The sequence below is a fragment of the Bradyrhizobium sp. sGM-13 genome (assembly GCF_018398875.1).
In the GTDB taxonomy this organism is placed as follows: domain Bacteria; phylum Pseudomonadota; class Alphaproteobacteria; order Rhizobiales; family Xanthobacteraceae; genus Bradyrhizobium.
In genome coordinates, this window is sequence record NZ_JAGWDK010000001.1 from 183,473 (window position 1) to 203,282 (window position 19,810).

At 56.4% G+C, this 19,810-nt stretch carries 15 protein-coding genes; 6 read left to right on the forward strand and 9 right to left on the reverse strand.

Annotated features, from left to right (window positions below):
* Positions 1 to 3 precede the first annotated feature (3 nt).
* The 3 genes from KJQ96_RS00875 (at position 4) to kdsA (ending at position 3,590) form a co-directional block, all read left to right on the forward strand.
* Positions 4 to 1,428: an MBOAT family protein gene (locus KJQ96_RS00875; RefSeq protein ID WP_213284824.1), complete on the forward strand. Its 1,425-nt coding sequence runs from the start codon at positions 4 to 6 to the stop codon at positions 1,426 to 1,428.
* Positions 1,429 to 1,430: 2 nt separating this feature from the next.
* The gene (locus KJQ96_RS00880) at positions 1,431 to 2,630 is read left to right on the forward strand and encodes a hypothetical protein (RefSeq protein WP_213284825.1); all 1,200 of its coding nucleotides are present in this window, start codon (positions 1,431 to 1,433) and stop codon (positions 2,628 to 2,630) included.
* Between the two features lie 75 nt (positions 2,631 to 2,705).
* Positions 2,706 to 3,590 carry a 3-deoxy-8-phosphooctulonate synthase gene (gene kdsA / locus KJQ96_RS00885; RefSeq protein ID WP_375293127.1) on the forward strand — a complete coding sequence of 295 codons (885 nt, stop codon included), beginning with the start codon at positions 2,706 to 2,708 and terminating at the stop codon, positions 3,588 to 3,590.
* 62 nt (positions 3,591 to 3,652) lie between these two features.
* Here the strand turns inward: kdsA and KJQ96_RS00890 are convergent, their stop codons facing one another.
* On the reverse strand, positions 3,653 to 4,660 hold the full coding sequence (locus tag KJQ96_RS00890; protein ID WP_213284826.1) for an SIS domain-containing protein: 1,008 nt from the start codon (positions 4,658 to 4,660) through the stop codon (positions 3,653 to 3,655).
* Positions 4,661 to 4,822: 162 nt separating this feature from the next.
* Positions 4,823 to 5,665, reverse strand: a complete 843-nt coding sequence (locus KJQ96_RS00895; protein ID WP_213284827.1) for a bifunctional 2-polyprenyl-6-hydroxyphenol methylase/3-demethylubiquinol 3-O-methyltransferase UbiG — start codon at positions 5,663 to 5,665, stop codon at positions 4,823 to 4,825.
* A gap of 328 nt (positions 5,666 to 5,993) precedes the next feature.
* Between KJQ96_RS00895 and KJQ96_RS00900 the strand changes: the two genes are divergently transcribed.
* Positions 5,994 to 6,917 (forward strand): glycosyltransferase, encoded by a 924-nt coding sequence (locus KJQ96_RS00900; RefSeq protein WP_213284828.1) that lies wholly within the window; start codon positions 5,994 to 5,996, stop codon positions 6,915 to 6,917.
* 31 nt (positions 6,918 to 6,948) lie between these two features.
* Positions 6,949 to 8,013 (forward strand): NAD-dependent epimerase/dehydratase family protein, encoded by a 1,065-nt coding sequence (locus tag KJQ96_RS00905; protein WP_213284829.1) that lies wholly within the window; start codon positions 6,949 to 6,951, stop codon positions 8,011 to 8,013.
* Here KJQ96_RS00905 and KJQ96_RS00910 read toward each other — a convergent pair.
* The 5 genes from KJQ96_RS00910 to KJQ96_RS00930 all read right to left on the reverse strand — a co-directional run bounded on the left by KJQ96_RS00910 (position 8,010) and on the right by KJQ96_RS00930 (position 14,444).
* A complete protein-coding gene (locus KJQ96_RS00910; RefSeq protein ID WP_213284830.1) occupies positions 8,010 to 9,032 on the reverse strand; it encodes a methyltransferase domain-containing protein in 1,023 nt (340 codons plus the stop codon). The two genes, KJQ96_RS00905 and KJQ96_RS00910, sit on opposite strands and share 4 nt — an antisense overlap.
* Complete coding sequence (locus KJQ96_RS00915) at positions 9,029 to 11,380, reverse strand: hypothetical protein (RefSeq protein WP_213284831.1); 2,352 nt, start codon at positions 11,378 to 11,380, stop codon at positions 9,029 to 9,031. The genes KJQ96_RS00910 and KJQ96_RS00915 overlap by 4 nt, the downstream gene beginning before the upstream one ends.
* Positions 11,381 to 11,435: 55 nt before the next feature.
* Complete coding sequence (locus KJQ96_RS00920; RefSeq protein ID WP_213284832.1) at positions 11,436 to 12,758, reverse strand: ABC transporter ATP-binding protein; 1,323 nt, start codon at positions 12,756 to 12,758, stop codon at positions 11,436 to 11,438.
* Complete coding sequence (locus tag KJQ96_RS00925) at positions 12,758 to 13,564, reverse strand: ABC transporter permease (protein WP_213284833.1); 807 nt, start codon at positions 13,562 to 13,564, stop codon at positions 12,758 to 12,760. Before KJQ96_RS00925 ends, KJQ96_RS00920 begins: the two co-directional genes overlap by 1 nt.
* A 115-nt stretch (positions 13,565 to 13,679) precedes the next feature.
* Positions 13,680 to 14,444 carry a TylF/MycF/NovP-related O-methyltransferase gene (locus KJQ96_RS00930; protein WP_249733567.1) on the reverse strand — a complete coding sequence of 255 codons (765 nt, stop codon included), beginning with the start codon at positions 14,442 to 14,444 and terminating at the stop codon, positions 13,680 to 13,682.
* Positions 14,445 to 14,962: 518 nt separating this feature from the next.
* On the opposite strand from KJQ96_RS00930, the gene KJQ96_RS00935 reads away from it, so the two are divergent.
* Complete coding sequence (locus tag KJQ96_RS00935) at positions 14,963 to 15,583, forward strand: class I SAM-dependent methyltransferase (RefSeq protein ID WP_213284834.1); 621 nt, start codon at positions 14,963 to 14,965, stop codon at positions 15,581 to 15,583.
* A 185-nt stretch (positions 15,584 to 15,768) separates the two neighbouring features.
* On the opposite strand, the gene KJQ96_RS00940 is transcribed toward KJQ96_RS00935, so the two are convergent.
* Positions 15,769 to 16,698, reverse strand: coding sequence for a glycosyltransferase family 2 protein (locus KJQ96_RS00940; protein ID WP_213284835.1), 930 nt, complete (start codon positions 16,696 to 16,698; stop codon positions 15,769 to 15,771).
* Positions 16,699 to 17,257: 559 nt separating this feature from the next.
* A complete protein-coding gene (locus tag KJQ96_RS00945) occupies positions 17,258 to 19,669 on the reverse strand; it encodes a M10 family metallopeptidase C-terminal domain-containing protein (protein ID WP_213284836.1) in 2,412 nt (803 codons plus the stop codon).
* Positions 19,670 to 19,810 lie beyond the last annotated feature (141 nt).

The window sequence follows — 19,810 nt, forward strand, 5'->3', positions numbered from 1 at the left end:
CCCGTGGTCTTCAGCTCCGTCACGTTTCTGTTTTACTTCCTGCCGCTCCTGCTGCTCGCCGTGGCATTCACACGCTCGGTGTCCGCGAGCAATATGGTACTTCTTGTTTTCAGCGTCGCTTTTTATGCCTACGGCGAATCCGACAAGGCATACATCGTCTTCCTTGTCGTAGTCGTCAGCTTCCTGTCGGGCCTCGCGATGCAGGAAGCAAGCCTGTCTCGCAGACGTGCGGCACTGGTGGCGGGCATAGCGATCAATCTTACAATCCTGGCCTATTATAAATACTCCGGATTCGTGCTGACTAACCTGTCGGAAGTTGTTTCGCTTCCATTCGTCGTGAGTCACGTCCAACTGCCGTTAGGCATTTCGTTCTTTGTCTTTCATGCGATTTCCTACATCGTCGACATCCACCGGAAGATGGCACCCGCACAACGTCGCTTCCACGTCTTTACGCTGTATATTGTTTTCTTCCCTCAGCTCATTGCGGGTCCGATCGTTCGTTACCATGAGATCGCGGAACAATTTCTGACCCGGCGGATGAGCTGGCAGGATTTCAGCATCGGCGCTTCACGGTTTGTGATCGGGCTGGGCAAGAAGACGCTGATCGCAAACCCACTCGCGGTCGCGGTCGATCAGATTTTTGGATTGCAGCAGTCGCAGCTCAGTTTCGAATTAGCGTGGCTGGGTGCTATACTATATGCGCTTCAGCTTTACTTCGACTTTTCCGGATACAGCGACATGGCGATCGGCCTCGCGCGCATGTTCGGATTTCGTTTCCCGGAGAACTTCAACTATCCTTACGTCGCGCAGTCGATCCAGGAATTCTGGAGGCGCTGGCACATCTCTCTTTCAAACTGGTTTCGGGACTATCTCTATGTTCCCTTGGGAGGCAACAGGGTGTCGCCCGGGCGTACTTACCTGAACCTGCTGATCGTTTTCTTCTTGTGCGGACTTTGGCACGGAGCCTCCTGGAATTTCGTCGTCTGGGGCCTTTGGCACGGACTTTTTCTCATTCTGGAGCGATCATTCTTGTCGGCCGTGTTGCAGCGTACCTGGCGCGTACTGCGTCACGGCTATGCGATGCTGGTCGTCTTGATCGGATGGGTGTTCTTCCGGGCGGACGATCTACCGCAGGCCTTCAGTCTGATCTCCCACATGTTCAACTTCGCAGAGTTCCGAGGAAACCTGTATCCGCTGGAGGTCTACTTCACCACCGAGGTCCTGGTCTTGACGCTGCTGGCCATCTTGTTCAGCGCGCCCCTCGTGCCCTGTATGTCCGCGGCGATCGAGCGCTTCCGGCAAGTTTCGCGGCTATCCTGGGGTGTCGCTCGTGCGGCGCAGGTGGCTTTGTCGATATCCTGCTTCGTGCTGTCGAGCATGGCGGTAACTGCCCAAACCCATAATCCGTTTCTTTACTTCCGGTTCTGAACATGATGCTTCATGACCGACCGAAGGGGCGCGCACTTGATTTTAGCGGATTGTTTGCCACCGCGTTCGTGATCATGATCGCAACGCCGCTTGTGATCCATTGCTGGCAAGGCTCCGCGGCCGTCTTGCGCGACGAAAAGCGAAACGCTGCGGCATTTCCGTCTCTGCCGGGGAAGGACCGTCCCGTTCGAACCTTCGCGCGCGAGTTGGATGCATACCTCAAAGATAACTACGGGCTGCGAAACTGGCTGCTCACTTCCTACAACGTGGTTAAGTATCGCGTGTTCGGCAACTATGACACCGGATCTGGCCACACATTATTCGGCAAGCACCGCTGGATGTACTACACGCAATTTGAACAGATAGACGCGTACCGCGGGCGCTACGTCGTGCCTGAGAGCCACCTTAAGGAAGTTGCCGATGGTCTCAAGCGCCAATACGACGCCGTCACGTCGCGGGGAATGACTTATGCCGCTGTAATTGCTCCAAACAAGCAAACGATCTATCCGGAAAATCTGCCAGACTGGGCGCAGCGGTCCCTGGGGTCGAGTGCGACCGATCAGATCCTGGCATATGTTAAGCAGCAATACCCCGAAATCATCGTCATCGATACCCGCGATGGCGTTCGCAACGCGAAGCACCTCGCCCCCTTGTTTGTTCCGACCGATATCCATTGGACCATGCAGGCGGGCTATTTCGCCAACGCAGAAATCATTCCGGCGCTGCAAAAAGCAAACGTCAACATCCCTGATCCATCTCCCTGGTCTGAATATGCGATCACCCCGCAACAGGACGTCGGCGGTGACCTCAGCGCGCTGATCAATTTGAGAGCACACATGAAGGAAACAATTTACGCGGTGACGAAAAGCGGCGGCTTCCGCAGCCGAAGGGATCCGACAAGTCCCTATATGCAGTTTCCTACCCTGGATTCGTTTCATCCGACCTTTGTGTACAAGATCGACGATGACAGGCTGCCCAGGGTGCTGGTATTTCGCAATAGCTTCTTCACGTCGCTCATGCCATTTTTCTCGGAGCATTTTCGTGAAACGGTTATCTTGTGGCGTGACTTCGATACCGCCTATATCGACAAAGTTCATCCGGATATCGTGGTCCGTCAGTTCCTCGAAATGAATTTGTTTGAGCCTTCGCCGGAGACGCTGAAACAGTTCGTGGAGCGGTCTAGGTCCAGCGAGAGCCGCTGACTTGCTTTGAGTCACTGCGGGACTTTTCAGGGATTGATGCCTGTAGCCTGGTCAGGCATGGTTCGGGTACAAACAATGGAAAACATTTTGAACATCACTCCTACAGCCGCGCCGGTAGTCGCCGCTGGCATGGTCAAATTCGGCAATGACCTACCGATGTCGGTCATCGCCGGCCCTTGCCAGCTCGAGAGCCGCGCGCATGCGCTCGAGGTTGCCGGCGCCCTGAAGGAGATCGCGACACGGCTGAAAATCGGCCTCGTGTACAAGACCTCCTTCGACAAGGCCAACCGCACCAGCACAGCGGCGGCGCGCGGCATCGGACTGAAACAGGCGCTGCCAATCTTCGCCGAAATCCGCGCCTCGCTTGGACTGTCCGTACTCACCGACGTCCACGAGGTTTCACAATGCGCCGAGGTCGCGCAGGCCGTGGATGTGTTGCAGATCCCGGCCTTCCTGTGCCGGCAGACCGATCTCCTGTTGGCAGCGGCGGCAACCGGCAAGGTCGTTAACGTCAAGAAAGGGCAGTTCCTCGCACCGTGGGATATGGCCAACGTCGTCGCTAAAATCACGAGCGCAGGCAATCGCAACGTGCTGATCACCGAGCGCGGCGCGTCCTTCGGCTACAACACGCTAGTGTCGGACATGCGGGCACTGCCGATCCTTGCGCGGACCACCGGTGCCCCCGTCGTTTTCGATGCCACGCATTCGGTGCAGCAGCCCGGCGGCAAGGGCACGTCATCCGGCGGCGAGCGCGAATTCGTGCCGGTGCTTGCGCGGGCAGCGGTCGCGGTCGGAGTCGCCGGCGTGTTCATCGAAACCCATCCCGATCCCGACCATGCCCCGTCCGACGGTCCCAACATGGTGCCGTTGCGCGAGTTCGAAGATCTGGTACGGACTCTGATGGCATTCGACACGCTTGCCAAGGGTCAAGCTTCGGCGATTCCGGTGAAATCGGAATAGCACTGGACGACGACTTGTTTGTTATCAATGCCTAGAGCATGCTGCAATTGCAGTGCGCTATCCTAGGCAACACCTATTCGTAACAAGTCGTGTATGTGCACGATGCCAACTGGTTTTGCCGCATCAGTCACATAAACCGCGGTGATCTTTGAGGCATTGAGCATTTGGAGCATCTCGCCGGCAAGACAATCGGCGGTGACCGTTTTCGGATTCTTCGTCATCACGTCCTCTACCCTCGCATTCGTCAGATCTGGACGCATGTGCCGGCGCAGATCGCCATCAGTTATAATGCCGACGATGTCGCCGCAACTGTCGACGATACCAATGCAACCGAATCCCTTTGACGACATCTCGATCAATGCCTCAGCCATGTTCGTACCGAGCGGCTTCAGTGGCATAGCATGACCGATATGCATCAGATCTCGCGCATGTTTTAGCATGGCGCCGAGCTTGCCGCCTGGATGCAGCACGCTAAAATCGACTGGGGTGAAGCCGCGACTTTGCAAGAGCGCGATCGCTAACGCGTCGCCTAGCGACAATAACATCAACGACGAAGTGGTAGGCGCCAGATCATGCGGGCAAGCCTCGCGCGCTCTAGGCAAAGCCAAGACTATATCGGCCGCCCTCCCCAAGGTCGAACGTTCATTCGCGGTCATCACAATCAGCGGAATCTTAAAGCGACTGGCGTAGTTGATAAGGTTCTTCATTTCCTGTTGTTCGCCGGACCACGACAGCGCCAGAATGACGTCACGGTCGGTGATCATACCGAGATCGCCATGGCTCGCTTCCGCAGCGTGCACAAAGAAGGCAGGCGTCCCGGTGGACGCAAAAGTAGCGGAAATCTTGCGTCCGATATGGCCCGACTTGCCGAGACCCGTGACGATCAGACGTCCACTTGTATTGAGAATAAGTTCAACCGCTTCCCCAAAGGCACTACCAAGATCCGCGGCTAGTGCTGCCGCCAGCGCGCGAACGCCCTCAGCTTCTGCCTCAAGCGTCTTCAATGCGGATGTAATCGCCGCTTCATTGCCTTTTGGGGATTTGGATGTTCGGAGTTCGGTATGTGCCATAGCCAGTCCCTAAAGAAACAGTTAGTAACGGAACGCGTCTTGCGTGGTCTGCACCAACCCGCGCTCAGCGAGTACTCGGCAACTGCTTGTAAACAGAAGTTAGAGCCTTGCATGCCATCAATCAGCCGCACAGCATGTCAGAACATACACGGCCATTTGCCTTCAATGACTGGCAAAAAGCAGGATACGACAACCATTGCGCTCTTGCCGCTCCTCGACAATCCTGACCGAGGCAAAGCCCGCTTGTCGGAGCAAGGCCTCGATATCCGACTGAAGCAACCATTTGGCGTGATCATACATGCCTGAAAACACTTCGGTAGTGCCACCTTCCTTGTAATGTTGGTAGCGGTACTGCTTTCCGTCGACCTCGTACACGCTGCGTGCCATATCGGGAAGCGCGACGTGTGTGTCAAGCATGATCCCCTCCTTCGCGACCTTACCCAGAGCAAGCAAGTGTCGAACGGGATCCTTGAGATGGTAGAGTACCCCGACATGATGTATCAGGTCTGTTTCAGGTAGTGTGGCGAGATCAGAAGATAGATCCAAGTTGCACACAAAGACATTCGGGCAGTAGCCGAACATCGCGCAGCGGACGATGGTCTTCACCACATTTTCGATGCGAGAATCCACGGCGACCACTTTCGCTCCGAAGCCAAGCAGGCCCACAGTATGTACACCCTCGAAACAACCCGCCTCGAGGACCGTTTTGCCGCTCAATTTGAATATCTGATTCATCGTTTGGATGCGCCTATCAGGAATGACCTGCGGCGCGTCGCGCTTTCCCTTCCACGCAATGTTGCCGAAACGGCGGCCATGACTATCAACCGTGAAGCATCTCCATGGAAGCAATGCGTTCAAATGCCTGAGATCGTCGTCGGACATTGCATCGACGTGGCGCGTCGGCACGCGATGCCGATCAAAGCCGCCAAATTCGATCTTGTTGCCGGCAACGCCGACGGCCGCAGCCGAAGAAATTCTTTTCCAGATACTCGACCAAAGCGTCATAATGAATTCCAAACGGCTATGAGTTGGGGAGCTTCGGAGGGAAGCGACTGGTTGCCATTAACAGCGGACCGAAACTATCCAAACAAAGACTTCAGTTCCGGAGCGCGGGCTTTGGACCAGCCGCGTAGAGCAATTCCAAGCCGCCAAGACCCCTGGGCAGGCATCCTTGTATTGAGTGCCACGCTCAGTTAAAATACCTGCTCGTCTTGCGCTAGGTCAATGCGCGCGACCACGCCCAAACGCCTAGCGTACCTACCCAATCTGATGGAGACGACGTGTGACGCTTGAAACGCCGGTTCGAATATTCGTTGGCACTGACCGCTCGCAAATGGTCGGCGTCAAGGTGCTGGAATACTCGGTAAAACGCCATACCGATCTTCCAGTCGAAGTCACACCCCTCATCGACGTCAAGCTGCCAGAACCTCGCGACCCGCGGCAGCGCCAGCGAACCGGGTTCAGCTTTGCCCGATTCGCCATCCCGAGGCTCGCCAATTACCGCGGCAGGGCACTGTACACCGATGCCGACATGCTGGTGTTCAAGGACATTCGCGAATTATGGTCGGTCGATTTCGAAGGAGCGAAAGTCGTCGTTCAGGAAGAGCTTCCAGGCCAACACGCCAAACACCGGAAGGCATTTGCGCCGGGCAAGCGGGTCAAGCAATGCTCGGTAATGCTGATAGATTGCGAAGCCGCAAAATGGGATCCAGAGGCGATCGTGCGCGGGCTCGACGACTCCTACAGCTATGAAGATTTGATGCAGAACCTGTGCATCCTGCGTGAAGACGAAGTTTCCTACCGGGTGCCCTTCCGATGGAATAGCCTTGAATATTACGACGACACCACATGCCTGATCCACTACACGGACATGCCTACACAGCCGTGGGTTTCCGCGGACAATCCAAACGGATACCTTTGGTCGAACGAGGTCCGCCGCATGCTTGGCGATGGCGCTCTCACATTGGCCGAGCTCGAACAGGAGAAAGCGCTTGGCTTTTTGCGCCCGTCGTTTCTGACCGAGCTCAAGATGGTCGATGACTCTGCCAAGCTGACCAAGGAGCAGACAAGGGCTCTGGTCGCAGAAGACAAAGTTGCCCATTTCGTCAAGCATGCAGCGTTGACCGAGGCGCGCGAGCGACGAAAGCAAGAGATAAAGGAGTACGAGAAGCAGGTCAGGAGTGGACAAGTTTCGTCCGGACCGACGTTCCCTCGCCCGGGTCTCTTAGACCGCTTGCGTGCGCGGCTTGCCCGCTGAGGAGTGTCCCCTGACTCGTGATCGTATTCTTGTGACCGGCGGCGCCGGCTTCATCGGTTCGCGGCTCGTGCGCCAACTTTGCGCGACTGCCGAAAAGACTGTGGTGTTCGACAGTCTGCACTCGCAAGTCCATGGCGAAGGGGCGACCTTTCCGGACGAAGGGGCAAACGTGATCTGCATGAAAGCGGATATTCGCGATGGCGATGCCCTGAGAAGCGCCATCAGCGATCACGCTCCGACACTTATATATCATCTCGCCGCGGAAACCGGCACGGGACAATCCTACGATCTCATTTCGCGCTACTGCGATGTCAATGTCGGCGGCACGGCCCGCCTTATCGAGGCGTTGCGGCAAAGCAGCTCCCCGCCACGCCGGGTCGTGCTCGCTAGTTCCCGTGCAGTATATGGCGAGGGTGCTTTCCAGACCGACGACGGGTCGCTGGTCATCCCCGCTTCACGTCGCGAGGAACGGTTAAGGGCCGGCGATTTCGTGCCACGCGATCTCGCCGGTAGAGCCTTGAGGCCGGTTCCAACGCCGGAAAGCCTGCCCCCAGCGCCGGCTTCGATCTATGGCTCCACGAAACTGATGCAGGAATACCTGCTGGAGCAAGGTCTTGCCGGGATGGCCACTGAGCTGGTGCTGTTGAGATTTCAGAACGTGTACGGGCCAGGCCAGAGCCTGCGTAACCCCTACACGGGCGTGCTGTCGATCTTCTGCTCGCAGATCCTCGCAGGAAGAACGCTCAACATTTTTGAAGACGGCGAAATCGTGCGCGATTTTGTCTTTGTTGACGATGTAGTTGAGGCGTTAGTGAAGGCCGGCACCGCCGCAGCCCCAGGCAGCACACCGATAAATATTGGCAGCGGCACGCCAGCAAGTATCCTTGGCACCGCGCAATTCTTGCTAAAAACACTCCGAGCGCCGGAGGATAGATTTTTGATCTCTGGCGACTTCCGCATCGGCGATATCCGTCACTCCGTGGCCGATATCGGGCGCGCGCGCGAGCGTCTCAATTGGCAGCCGCGCTTTTCCCTGGAGAAAGGGCTTGAGGCACTGGCGGATTGGGCACGCCAAGAAGCCTCCTCATCGCGTTAGACTGATACGGTGAGATCAAGGTCGCGATCAACGCGGCAAACATACATGACGCGGAAATCTCCGGCCGCATCGCCAAACGGATTAGGATGTAATTGCCGAGCAATATAGGGAAAGCCGACCGCCTTCAACGCGCGAAGAAGCTCCGCTTCCTGGGCCCAAAATGAGAAAGTGTTGTCGAGCGAGCTACGGACCCTGCGCTCGAGTTCCTCTGGAGTGAGCCCATCCGGATGCTCGCGATACAATCGCCCGACATAGCCGTCTTTGTTCGTCATCGGCTCGGAAAGGCGCTTTCCGAACCGCACGTCGGCGCCGTTTTCGGCCGTGTGTGTGTAGAGCATCAACGTGTCCGAGGTGACCTCGCGCAGAAGGTTGAGCATCGGCAGAAAGTCATCGGCCCCCAGATGATGCAGGATACCGAAAAACAACACGAGTTCGAATTTGCCCAACTCCGCTGGAGAGATCTTTCTGACATCGCCCTGCTGAAAATTCGCGTTGCTTGCACCGAAACATCTGGCGATAAACCGCGAGCGATCGACATAGAGCTTTCTACCTTCGATGCCGAGGACCCTGCCGGCGCCAGCCATGGCCAACTCAATCGAGTGCTGCCCTTCCGCGCTGGTCAAATCGAGTACTGAAAGGCCCTCGACCCGGCCGCGGCGCGTAACAAAGGGAACCGAATCGACAACCTGCGTTCCTATAATCTTCAAGCCTTTTGCTTTGCCGAAATAACGCTCGTTGCTGGCTGTTATTGTTTCTCCGGCTTCGCCGAGATCATAATAATGCGCCCAAGGCTGCTCCGGCGAAAGCTGTGCAAGGCCCGCACGAATCTCGGCACTGCTCAAGACAGGCTTAAACTTCTGTATCGGCATAGGATGGCCGATCATCTGCTTGGCCGCGGCTGCCGCATCAACAACGCCACCAGCCGCCTTTGGACCTGCGACCACTGCACGGGCCGGATTGCCCAGACTAGCGGTAGGTTTGACTGCGTCACGCACGCTTTTCAACAGACCTCTAATCATGCAAAACTCCTCCCGGAAGAGAGTCGGCGCACTTTGTCGAACTCGACGTCCGGACATTTCGTTACCCCAGCGTCCGCCATATCCGCAACAACCAAATCCGTTACGCGCGAAATACAGTCGCCATCGAGGCGGGTACGCTCCCGGAAAATGGAATTTTGGTCAATCAGAGTGGCTGGTTCTGTCAGCGCTAAATCGGCAAACGCGAGCCAATCCGCCCCATTCCGAATTTGGGGCAATGGGCGGTAGACATCAAGGTTTAGGCCGTACGCCGCGACTGCGACTGGCACGCCGAGCTCAGTCGCATCCAGCGCTACTGTCGATGGTGTCGTTATTACACATTTGCAGTGCGGAATGACCGCTGCTGCAGTGTACGGCTCCCACTTCGGATCGTCAGGATCAGCAATGATCATGTTACGCCCATATCCCTCAAGCCTGCCAGGCCTCGCAAGGTATTTCCCAGCGTGATGAGGCTTGAGAAGAAATATGAACTCCGGCCGCGTGGCAGCCGCCGCCAGAAGATCCCGGACAAAGTTGTCGCGGTAGGACTGCGGATACCGCTCCCAGTGCAAATTCTCGAACACGCCGATCACGTTACGGCCGGACAATTCAGGAAAGTCGACATTAACTCGTGCGACCTCAGCCGACCGGCCAACAGCGAATGCCTTGCGGCGCGTCTCCTCCGCGGTGGCTTCCGGCAGGTTCTCCGGCGCCGACCAAGTCAGCACGCGATCGGAAGCAAACCTGATTTCGGGGCCGTGCGTTTCGTCGAAGTAGGTGAGACCTATATTCTCCAGTCCGTGCTGGAACGTGTAGGTTCGAACGCCATCGGCGTTCGCTGCAATCGTCAACTTATGGTTGAACAGGTGTGCGCGCGCGGTCGATTCCGACGCGGAAACCAAGACGTCCAGACCGCGGACACTTTGGTCATTGCCCAGCAGAACCTGCTCGCGTGCGACGACGGACGGAACCACGGCAAGTTCTATCAGTGCCCTCACAATTCGTGGCGACCTCGATAGCGAGGTATCGGATAAGAGAACCCTAAGCTCGAAACGCGGATCTTTCCGCCAGGCGTCGATGAGCGGGCGCAGGATGTCGAGGTCTTGCGTCAAATCGAGCAGAATGCCTGCCTTGATGCGTCCGTCCGCTCTGCCGCGCGTAACCTTCGAATGGGGAACGCACCGCAAGAGATGGTCCCATTGCTGGCCGATCGCTTTGGGCGAATACAGCGCATCGAGAATAGGGGCAGCCTTGTCGAGATATCGCTTTGCTGTTTGGGGATCTGTCAAAAGTTGTCGAAGATTGTGCTCCCAATTTTCGAAAAGAACAGCCTCGCCCAGTGGTTCGAGCGCTTTCAGCGGTGAAGCGATCGCCGGCACCCCATGTTGAAGGGCCATGACTACGCGATTCGCCGATTTGGTTTCAGAGAAGTCATCTCCCGTTGAGGGAAACAGACAAGCCGAAGCCCTCTTCAGACTTGAAAAGATCACAGAGGGCGACCACGCGAAATAACGCGACCGAAACCTCAGCGGCGCGATCGCTGATTCGTATTTCTTCTGATGGTTACTGATCACCCACACTTCGAAGTCATATTCTTGCGCAAGCCGCTCCAGGACCGGAGCAACCTGGTACAGTGAAAGCATCCCGAAATTGCTGTGGGGCGAGCCGTGATTGCCGAACCAAAGAAACACCGGACAATCCGAAGGCGCTGGACCGGGAGCAGTGCCATCGTTGGTGCGAGGCAAAGTCCGCTCCTTGCGCGAAGCGGCTAGCCTCAGTCGGTCCCAAGCGATTCTGGACGCTTGCTCCGGAGATTTCCGAAAATGATTCGCAAACACCAAGCTGCGCTTCACCATGGAAGACTTCGACGGCCTGATCATATTAGCATCAAGATAAGCAGTGGCGGCCCCATACGACTCCGCTGTTTCGATTTGGTCCGGAATGATCTCGAAGCGCGTTCCTGGAAGCATGGTTGGGCGGATGGCACTCGCCATGGCCTCGGTCGTGACCACCACCGCGTCGACGAGCGCACTAGCTGCACTAAGCCACATGCGCTGAAGGTGCGATGCCTGCCTTTCATATTCGATGACGATCGTATTGTCACACAGGTCAATGAAAATACGCTTGTTAAGCAGCGCAGCGGTGTCGATGAGACGTAGGGAATGCGCATCAAGCCGTTTTACCAAGACAATGGCATCGAGCTCCTGCACGTCACGCAGAGCGTCGAGCGAGTTCGAATATATTCTGCTCTTGTGCCCCAGTTCGCCGATTGCGAGTGCCGGATAAAGGACGCGGTACCGCGTGCTTGCGATCCGGACGTTGGCACTCTGTACAATCCAACCGATTACCATGTTGAATCTTCAATCTTTCGTTGTCCGTGCCATTCATAGTACAGCGTGGCCCGGTTTAAAAGGCCTCAAGACCTTCCGCTTCGTCGAAATCATCGATTTTTCTGTTGTTTTCAATTGAAACGCCTGAAAACGTCCATTCTCTCGGCTGGTAGAACGCGCAATGCTTGGTCTTGCCGCTGTCGACAACGACCAAGCGCAGCTTTTCGACCATATCGACGAGATCTTGAAGGTTCCCCCGCGTGATCGCGATCTTGAGATTATATGTCCCAGGGGGAAGGGTTACCGGAGCAAATGCAACCTCGATCGTCGCCTCGGTTCCATCCGCCCGCATCGTGCCAACATCGGCTGACGAGGTTATGACTTGAATGTTTTGGGGCGTGCCGTGGCTTAGGTCGGCAATCACCAGAAGAATACTGAGTTCATCCTCAGAAGCGGTCGTCCTGACGGAGATGGAGAGTGAACCAGGCTCTCCACTTCGCCAATGGCCTGCATCGCTCATCCCCGGCATTTCCAATTTGGCGCCCGTGATGGCTGTCTTCTTGGTAACCCTCGCTGTGGAGATATTTCCTGAGTCGGGCTTAGCCGCAATCTTCGAATTGGCGGCCCTGGCAACGCTGATGGAGTCCGCCTCATATGCTTTAACGACCTCGTCGGATGGTCCGAGCGCCGCTTCCTTGCCTTCCTTGAGATACAGGCATCGATCGGTCAGCATCTCGATCGTGACAGCGCTGTGAGATACCAGCAGCATCGACGTCCCGGCCCTGCGAAGCTCATTGATTCGGTTGCGGCATTTCATCCGGAACGGAGCATCGCCTACGGCCAACACCTCATCGACGATCAGAATTTCGGGCGACGTGTGTACTGCACATGCAAAGCCGAGCCGCATCTGCATGCCCGTGCTGTAAGTACCCAACGGCGCCTCGATCGCGTTATGCAATTCAGCGAAGTCGACAACTGAGTCGTAACGCCGGTTGATCTCACCAGCAGTTATGCCGAGAATTGACATGTTCAGATAGATATTCTCGCGCCCCGACAGTGACGGCTTAAAGCCGGCTCCGAGCGCCAACATCGGTGCGACCCGGCCCTGCAAACAGACCTCCCCTTTTGTCGGCCGCAGAATTCCCGCGATGATCCGCAAGAGTGTTGTTTTTCCGCTACCGTTCAGACCAATTATTCCAATTGCAGAACCACGCTCAAGATCGAAAGAAATGTCCTGCAAGGCCCAGAATTCGCTGGGCCGCAACACGGGATTGGGCGAGCGCCCGGTCACAGCCCGCGCGATATCCTCCGCGCCATACACAAACGATCGCTTGAGCGATCGCGCGAATTTTTTCGAGATGCCACGAACAGAAATGCAGATGTCGCTTTCCGAGGCCATCACCGTCCTCCAATCAGCATTCGCTCGACCACAATTGGCAATGCGATGCGGATCAGGATCGTGCCCACAACAACCAAAAGAATGGAGACAAGTACGACGGCGAGGAATGCCGGGGCCACCGACGTCATGTCGCCGGTCTCGACGCCTTCACGCGCTGCCGCCATTACAATCGAGATCGGATTGATCTGGATCACTCGGCCAAATACACCGCTATGCGGTGCATAGAAGGCCGCAGAGACGAAGATACCATAGGCAACGAATAGCCTGACCGTATTCCGGAGATCCTCGAACAGGATCATGAAAGGGGCCAACAACATTCCAACGCCCAGTCCCATCAACACCGACGTCACAATCGAAGCCAGCAAAATCAGCGCACCGCCAAACGATAATATCCCATACGCCGCGATGACTGCGCACAGAAAGAGATATCGGGCGGCAGCACCGACAAGCGCTTCGTAGACTTGCACCAGCACGATGGCTTCCCGAGGGAAATTGACTCGGGTTAGATATGACCGGGCGTTGTCGAATGCCTGATAGGGAACATCGAGAAGCTCGACGAAAATCATCCAGATGACGACACCGATGAAGACGAACAGGGTGTAAGGAAGGCCAGTAGCGCCAGGGTTGATCGTACCGGCCAGCTTGGCCACGGAGACACCCCCGGCGATCACGACCACCGGAACGATCATCCAGAAATAGCCGAGGAACGATTTCCGGTATTTGGCACCGATAGTCCGCGAGAAAATCTGAAGGGAAAGCACAATGGCTTCCCGGGCATTACGAATAAGGCCGGTTTGAATGAACACGTCGGTTCCCCTAGCAGCAACCGTTTGGGAGGACTCTGCCCCAGCCGCGCCAACGCAGATTGCGCCTATCTGCCCCAGCGATTCTTGTAATGAGCCCCTATTACAGGAAATCCAATTACTCTTTCAAGATGAACGCCTTTGTCTGGTTTTCTCCATCGTCGCCCCAACGGACATGAAAGAGGGTTTCGGGCCGATCCTTCAGAAAGGCATCGATCGCCTGACGCGCCATCGGGAACACCTTGGAATGATAGTCGTCAAAAAAGATCGTACCGCCCTCCTTCATTCGACCGTAAAAGTATTCAAGGCACTGAATATGCCCTTCATAGAGATCACAATCGATATTGACGAAATCATATTGAAGCTCTGGCAACGTGACCAACGTGTCACTGAAGAGCCCTTTGACTAGTTCAATCGAGGCGAGGAGTCCGGCCGCTTCACATCGTTCCCTGACTTCTTCGAGGGACGCGTCTGCGAACAGCGTTCGCGACTTGTAGGCTGCCTTGGGGGGTGAAAGGTCGGCATCGATCGCAGATAACGTCGGCAAGCCCGTGAAAGTGTCGAGGCCAAAAAACCTGATCGGCACCGCGAGATCCTGCGCAACGCGGGCGCACGCAATCAACGAATGTCCCTTATAAACACCGCACTCGGCCGCTACGAAAGGGCGGGGGTGGTGAGCCCCAGACCCTGCCTGTTCGGCAAGATGTTTGTATAGGCACTGCTCAAACGCGACCAGCAACGGAATCTTTTCCTGGTAAAACCGTGTGCGCGGCAACGGGTGGGGCAGCGCGAGCGCGGTATTGTAAGTCGTGGGATTGGTCGAAGACCCGGAGGGCTGCTCCTCAGCCGTGCTTGTTACTGTTTTACTCTTCCCAGGAATCAAGACGAATGCTCCAACTGCTCGATGAACGCTCAGGTATAGATGTCGTACAACCGCGGGATAGGTCCGAGCAAGAAGTGAGGCAGAACAAACAGTAAATCCTTGGGTTACTTACTGTTGAACCTTTCCTCAGAGGTGGCGCCCGCCATGAAATGTTTGCGCTCGTGTTAGCCCCTGAACGCTATTCCTGAAACGTAAGACCACCAACTAACTCCAGAAACCCAAAAATTCGGAGCGCGAGTTCAAGCACCGCCGCGACCGAATGTCCTCCATCATCAATGGTTTGGGCTGTAAAGCTGCACGTGTCAAGATTGTCAAGACGGCATCAGTTCCGGGCCGCCGCCTCCGCCTTTATCTTACCAACCAATTTTCGGGCCAGGCGAGTTCCTCAGGCGCTCGGATAAGGATCCTGCCGCCAATCGATACGCATCGCCATTGGGGAGACACGCGATGAGGCAGCCAAGTCGGCAATAGAGCTGGTCGGTATTGAAACTGAACCGCTGGTTGGCTAAAAGCGTTTTATGAGTGAGACTTGGGACCAGACCGACGGTATTAGACAGCGTCAATACCGAAATTATCAAGAGTATTGCGAGCATCAGGTTTCGAAGCTCGCAACCCTGGACCTCAGCAGGTATAGTACCCAGTTTCGAAGTGCTTTAGCAAAGCGCATCGATGCATTGTCTGCTCTCCCGCGAGGGTCGACGGTTCTTTGCCTTGGAGCTCGCAACGGCGCTGAATGCGAGGTTTTCATTGAAAACGGCTTCTTTGCCGTTGGGGTCGACCTGAATCCAGGACCCAACAATCAAACTGTGCTTACGGGCGACTTTCACCATCTGCAATTCGCAGACGGGACGGTCGACGTAGTTTTCAGTAATGCCCTTGATCATGCGTTCGATTTCAAGGAAGTCATGAGCGAGATTCGGCGCGTTCTAAAACCAACTGGTCTGTTTGTTGCTGAGATCGTTCGCGGTTCTAAAGACGCGGACGGGCGCGAGCCAGGCGCGTACGAAAGCGTTTGGTGGGATTACGTCGATGAAGTTGTGACTCGCATTCAGAAACATGAATTCAGAATGTTGAAGCGAACGCGCTTTAGCTATCCCTGGAATGGCGATCAGTGCATTTTCGAGCAAGGTAACCGCTGATTTGGGTGGTCGGACGGGTAAACCTTAGCGCAGCTCATGATCGGCTTAGAATTTCACAGCCTCTAAACGGACCACCGAACCCCTCGCTCGTAAACGTCAAAAAAGGTTGCGTCACCTGCCATCGAATTAGAAGTCGGACAACAACCCCTTTCCCCAATTCGCAAGAACGTGCAGGTGCTGACGTCCTAAAGTCGGCCCAGCAAAGCCGCGAGGAAAAGTCCGATATTGTCGATGAGGTTTTGTCGATACACGCCCGATTTCCAGAGTAGGATCAGACGCTTTACGCGCCGCGACCGCCGGGCTGCGGCAAAATTATGGAGAACGGCTGCGTTGTCCAGTGTCAGCAGGTCCCGCATCCGGCCGAGACGCTCGAGATTTATGTCATTCCATGTCACGACGCGGCCGTTGAGGAACGCAAGCAAACGCTTAGTCCGAGCGCGAACACCGATATTCGAGCCGATGATATTCTGATCGTGCTGTCTGTACTTAAGGCTCGGCCAAGGATCATAATGCGCGACTCCGCCTACTCCGGTCACGAGCTGATAAGTCCACCAATCGTGAGCAATCAACACTGCGTCCACCGGCGTTGCGCGGAGCTTCAGCCGCGCCTCGCGATTGAAAACCATCGTGTTGCCGCCGCCGATATTCTGCACCAACGCATTCCTGAATACCGGCGGCCGAGTGAAGAGCGGTGAATGTCCACTGGAGGTACCGTCTGGCCCGATGAGTTCGGTACGCGTGAAATACAAGGCAGGCCGCCTCGCATCGTGCGTTCCGAACCAGGTCACAGCGCTAGCAAGCTTCTCCGGAAACCAGATGTCATCCTGATCGCAATAGGCGAATAGGTCACCATCGATCTCGTCATTTCGAACCAGCGACATAAAGTTCTGCCAAAATCCCTGCCGCGGGCCATCGCGCACGGCCACGCGTTGAGAGACGCTCTCAGAAAATGATCTGACAATCCGGATCGTGTCATCCGTCGAGCCATCATCCGAGACCTGCAACTCCCAATTGGAATAGGTCTGAGCGCGTAAGGAATCGAGCTGCTCCTGCAAATATTCACCACCATCTTTGGTCGCAAGCAGTATGATGATTTTGGGTTGTGCAGGGAACAAGATCCAAGCCTTTTGGTCTAGGGTGTGTTGTTTTTTCCGGTCGAGAGGTTCTGGACGAAAGCTTTACTACTATCGCTCTGCCCGTGACGCAAAGCCGCTTTCGCAGCACTATAGCGACACGTCACCGTTTCGTGTGAAAAGACCAGAAAGTGGCTGAGGCGGCAGCTAAAAGAAGAGACATAGGCGATTCCCGCTCCGGACGAGAACCGGTGGTTGGCCCACAAGTGTTGTGCGCTTTTCTGGGTTAAGCTATCTCGCTTGCATGATCCGGCACTGGATGACGAAAGACATGATCAACGATGATCCGCGTACGCGGGAACGCCTCCGATGGGGAATCCTAATTGGTGTTCGTATCGTTGTCTGCTGCGTCTCGCTGAGCCTGGTACTCGCTAATTGCTCGTTGATTAGTACAGCTGGTGCCAAACGGAAAAATTACCAGAGCCATTGATCGACGTCAGAATCATGAACACGCGGACGGCGACAAGCTCGCTTTAAATTGCGCAGCGGACGAGCCCGTGGGTGTAACCCGCTCAAACCGCAGCCGGGCTAACGCGCACCGTCAATGAACGATGAACCCATGCACCACGGGGTCAGCAAGAACAGCTTTCGAACCCTCATGGCCGAGATCGACGACTGGATCGTAACCGGAGCCGAACAGCCGCATTTGATCGGAGTGAGGATCGTTCGCAAGCGTCGCTACCTCGTTGTTGAAGGCCACTTGTGAAAATTCATGAAATCCAACCTGGCCCATGTTTCCGCTTGATAAAGGTGAGTGAATTCCGAGAGCTGGATCGAAGAAGAATGGCTCGTTGCACACTTGACCAAAAGCCGGACTTGAAAGGGTGGCTGCACCCCGGACGTTGGACACGCCAACGGTCCCGTCGCCGTTCAAGTCCTGATGGAAACTGCTTTCGGCTGACTCCAACGTCAGGCTCGTACCCGACACAGCGCCGCCATCTGACAGGTAGTTGCCATTGCTGTCGGTATACCAGACTATGTATCGATCGGCGCCGGTGACCTTCCAGGCCACCTGATATCCGGTTGCCGTCTGCTCCGCTCCGATCGGCGCCCACGGGGCAAACTGACCTGCCACGACGGCCCCGCCGGCATATTTCAACTCCGGACCTACGCCGCCATTGTAGAGATAATAGTTGCTTCCGACCTGGGTCAGGCTGGTCGAGCCGGCTGCTTCGATCATCGCGGTGGGAACGCCGATCACCCCGTCGCCGTTCAAGTCCTGATGGAAACTGCTCTCGGCCGACTCCAACGTCAGGCTCGTACCCGACACAGCGCCGCCATCTGACAGGTAGTTGCCATTGCTGTCGATATACCAGACTATGTATCGATCGGCGCCGGTGACCTTCCAGGCCACCTCATATCCGGTTGCCGTCTGCTCCGCTCCGATCGGCGCCCACGGGGCAAACTGACCCGCCGAGACGACCCCGCCGGCATATTTCAACTCCGGACCTACGCCGCCATTGTAGAGATAATAGTTGCTTCCGACCTGGGTCAGGCTGGTCGAGCCGGCTGCTTCGATCACGACCGGGCCAACAACAATGCCGAGCAGATCGGCCGTATTGATCGTGACGTTGCCCGCAATATCAATCGCAAAATCAGCAACCATGTCACCGTTGGTATCGCCCTGCAGAGTCGTGACGCCGGTGGAGCTGTTATAAAAATAGTTGAGTTCGCCGGCCGCGCCGTCGAAGGCGGCGGTCGCGAGGAACTTGAACTGATCGTAGCTGCCGGTGCTGCTAATCGCGTCGAACCCGCTGAGGTCGATGCGGTCCGCTCCCGAAACGAAATCGGTGATGCGGTCATGCTGGCCGCTGGCGGCTGATGTGTCGCCCAGCAGAAATACGAACGTATCACCGCTGCTGCCGCCGGTCAGATTGTCGACGCCGGAGCCGCCGATCAGCTTGTCGATACCGGCCCCGCCCATCAGCGTATCGCTGCCGCCGCTGCCCGACAGCGTACAGCCCGTGTCGCTTGCCGTCAGCCTGTCGTTGCCGCTGCCGCCAATCGCTTTCTCGATGGTTGCGCTGAGCGCGATCCCGATATTGTTGGCGAGGCCGCCTATCGAGGAGAAGGCGCCGGAGTGCAGGTCGATGGTCTGGGCCGACGAATAGCCGGAGCAATCGAGCGTGTCGTTGCCGCCGCTGTCATAGATCGTCAGCGCCGGCGCCGAAGTGTAGTTGCCGAAATTGAAGACCGCGCCCGCATTGCTGCTGAAGCCATAGACAGTATCGCCGATCCTGGTCGAGGTCGCCGCTCCGTAGATCGAAGCCATGGCGTAGATATCAGCCATCTGCGGCGTGACCACGTAGCGGTACGAGCTCCCGGAATAATTGTGCTCGCCGAAATACGACATGATCGAGTATTGCCAGGTGTCGTTGGCGTAGATCGCATTGGTCGAATACGACGCGCTGCCGTTGTACGGCCCCTGGTGGCCGAGCCCGAGCGCATGCCCGATCTCGTGGACGTAGGTCTGGTAGGCGTAGCTATCGATGCCGGTCTTGCCGTCGTTGGCGCCGCCGTCGGTGGTGACCCAGTCGGTGCTGATGACGATGTTCATCGACGCGATTGCGCCCGAGCCGTACCAGCTCCCGCTCGCATAGGCCTGCATCGAACCGGAATTGCTGAACGTGATATTCGCCGTGCCGGAGGTCTGGACGAAGCTGATGTTGGCAACATCAGACCATGCCTGCAGCGCTGATAGCGCGAGGAACTGCTCCGCCGAATTCAGGCCGTTGATATTGAAGGTGATGGTGTTGGAAGCCCAGTGATGGGCGATCGTATTGTTGTATTGCCAGAAGCCGTTGATGAGGTAGTCGGCAAGCTGCGCGATCGATGCGACCGGTTTTGGAGAACCAGCGCTGGCGCTGACCGGGCTCGCAGCCTCGACCGCCAGCGCGTAAGGGTCCCCTTCGTCGACATAGAGTGTGTCGGCCCCAGTACCAGGCGCGGGCACAGCCGCACGGTCTCCAAGGCCGAACCACCGGGTCGCCCAAACATCATCGGCAAGCAAATGGCTGCGCTTCATGGACTAGACCCTGTCCGCAGGTACATCCTCGCTACGAAATCGGAAGATCCGGGGCGACGGCAGAATCGG

What these genes read in the sequence shown, in the direction of transcription:
- KJQ96_RS00915 (WP_213284831.1), bottom strand. Translation starts at nt 11,380, where the DNA reads ATGGTAATCGGTTGGATTGTACAGAGTGCCAACGTCCGGATCGCAAGC.
- KJQ96_RS00935 (WP_213284834.1), top strand. Translation starts at nt 14,963, where the DNA reads ATGAGTGAGACTTGGGACCAGACCGACGGTATTAGACAGCGTCAATAC.
- kdsA (WP_375293127.1), top strand. Translation starts at nt 2,706, where the DNA reads ATGGAAAACATTTTGAACATCACTCCTACAGCCGCGCCGGTAGTCGCC.
- KJQ96_RS00895 (WP_213284827.1), bottom strand. Translation starts at nt 5,665, where the DNA reads ATGACGCTTTGGTCGAGTATCTGGAAAAGAATTTCTTCGGCTGCGGCC.
- KJQ96_RS00900 (WP_213284828.1), top strand. Translation starts at nt 5,994, where the DNA reads ATGGTCGGCGTCAAGGTGCTGGAATACTCGGTAAAACGCCATACCGAT.
- KJQ96_RS00920 (WP_213284832.1), bottom strand. Translation starts at nt 12,758, where the DNA reads ATGGCCTCGGAAAGCGACATCTGCATTTCTGTTCGTGGCATCTCGAAA.
- KJQ96_RS00880 (WP_213284825.1), top strand. Translation starts at nt 1,431, where the DNA reads ATGATGCTTCATGACCGACCGAAGGGGCGCGCACTTGATTTTAGCGGA.
- KJQ96_RS00890 (WP_213284826.1), bottom strand. Translation starts at nt 4,660, where the DNA reads ATGGCACATACCGAACTCCGAACATCCAAATCCCCAAAAGGCAATGAA.
- KJQ96_RS00910 (WP_213284830.1), bottom strand. Translation starts at nt 9,032, where the DNA reads ATGATTAGAGGTCTGTTGAAAAGCGTGCGTGACGCAGTCAAACCTACC.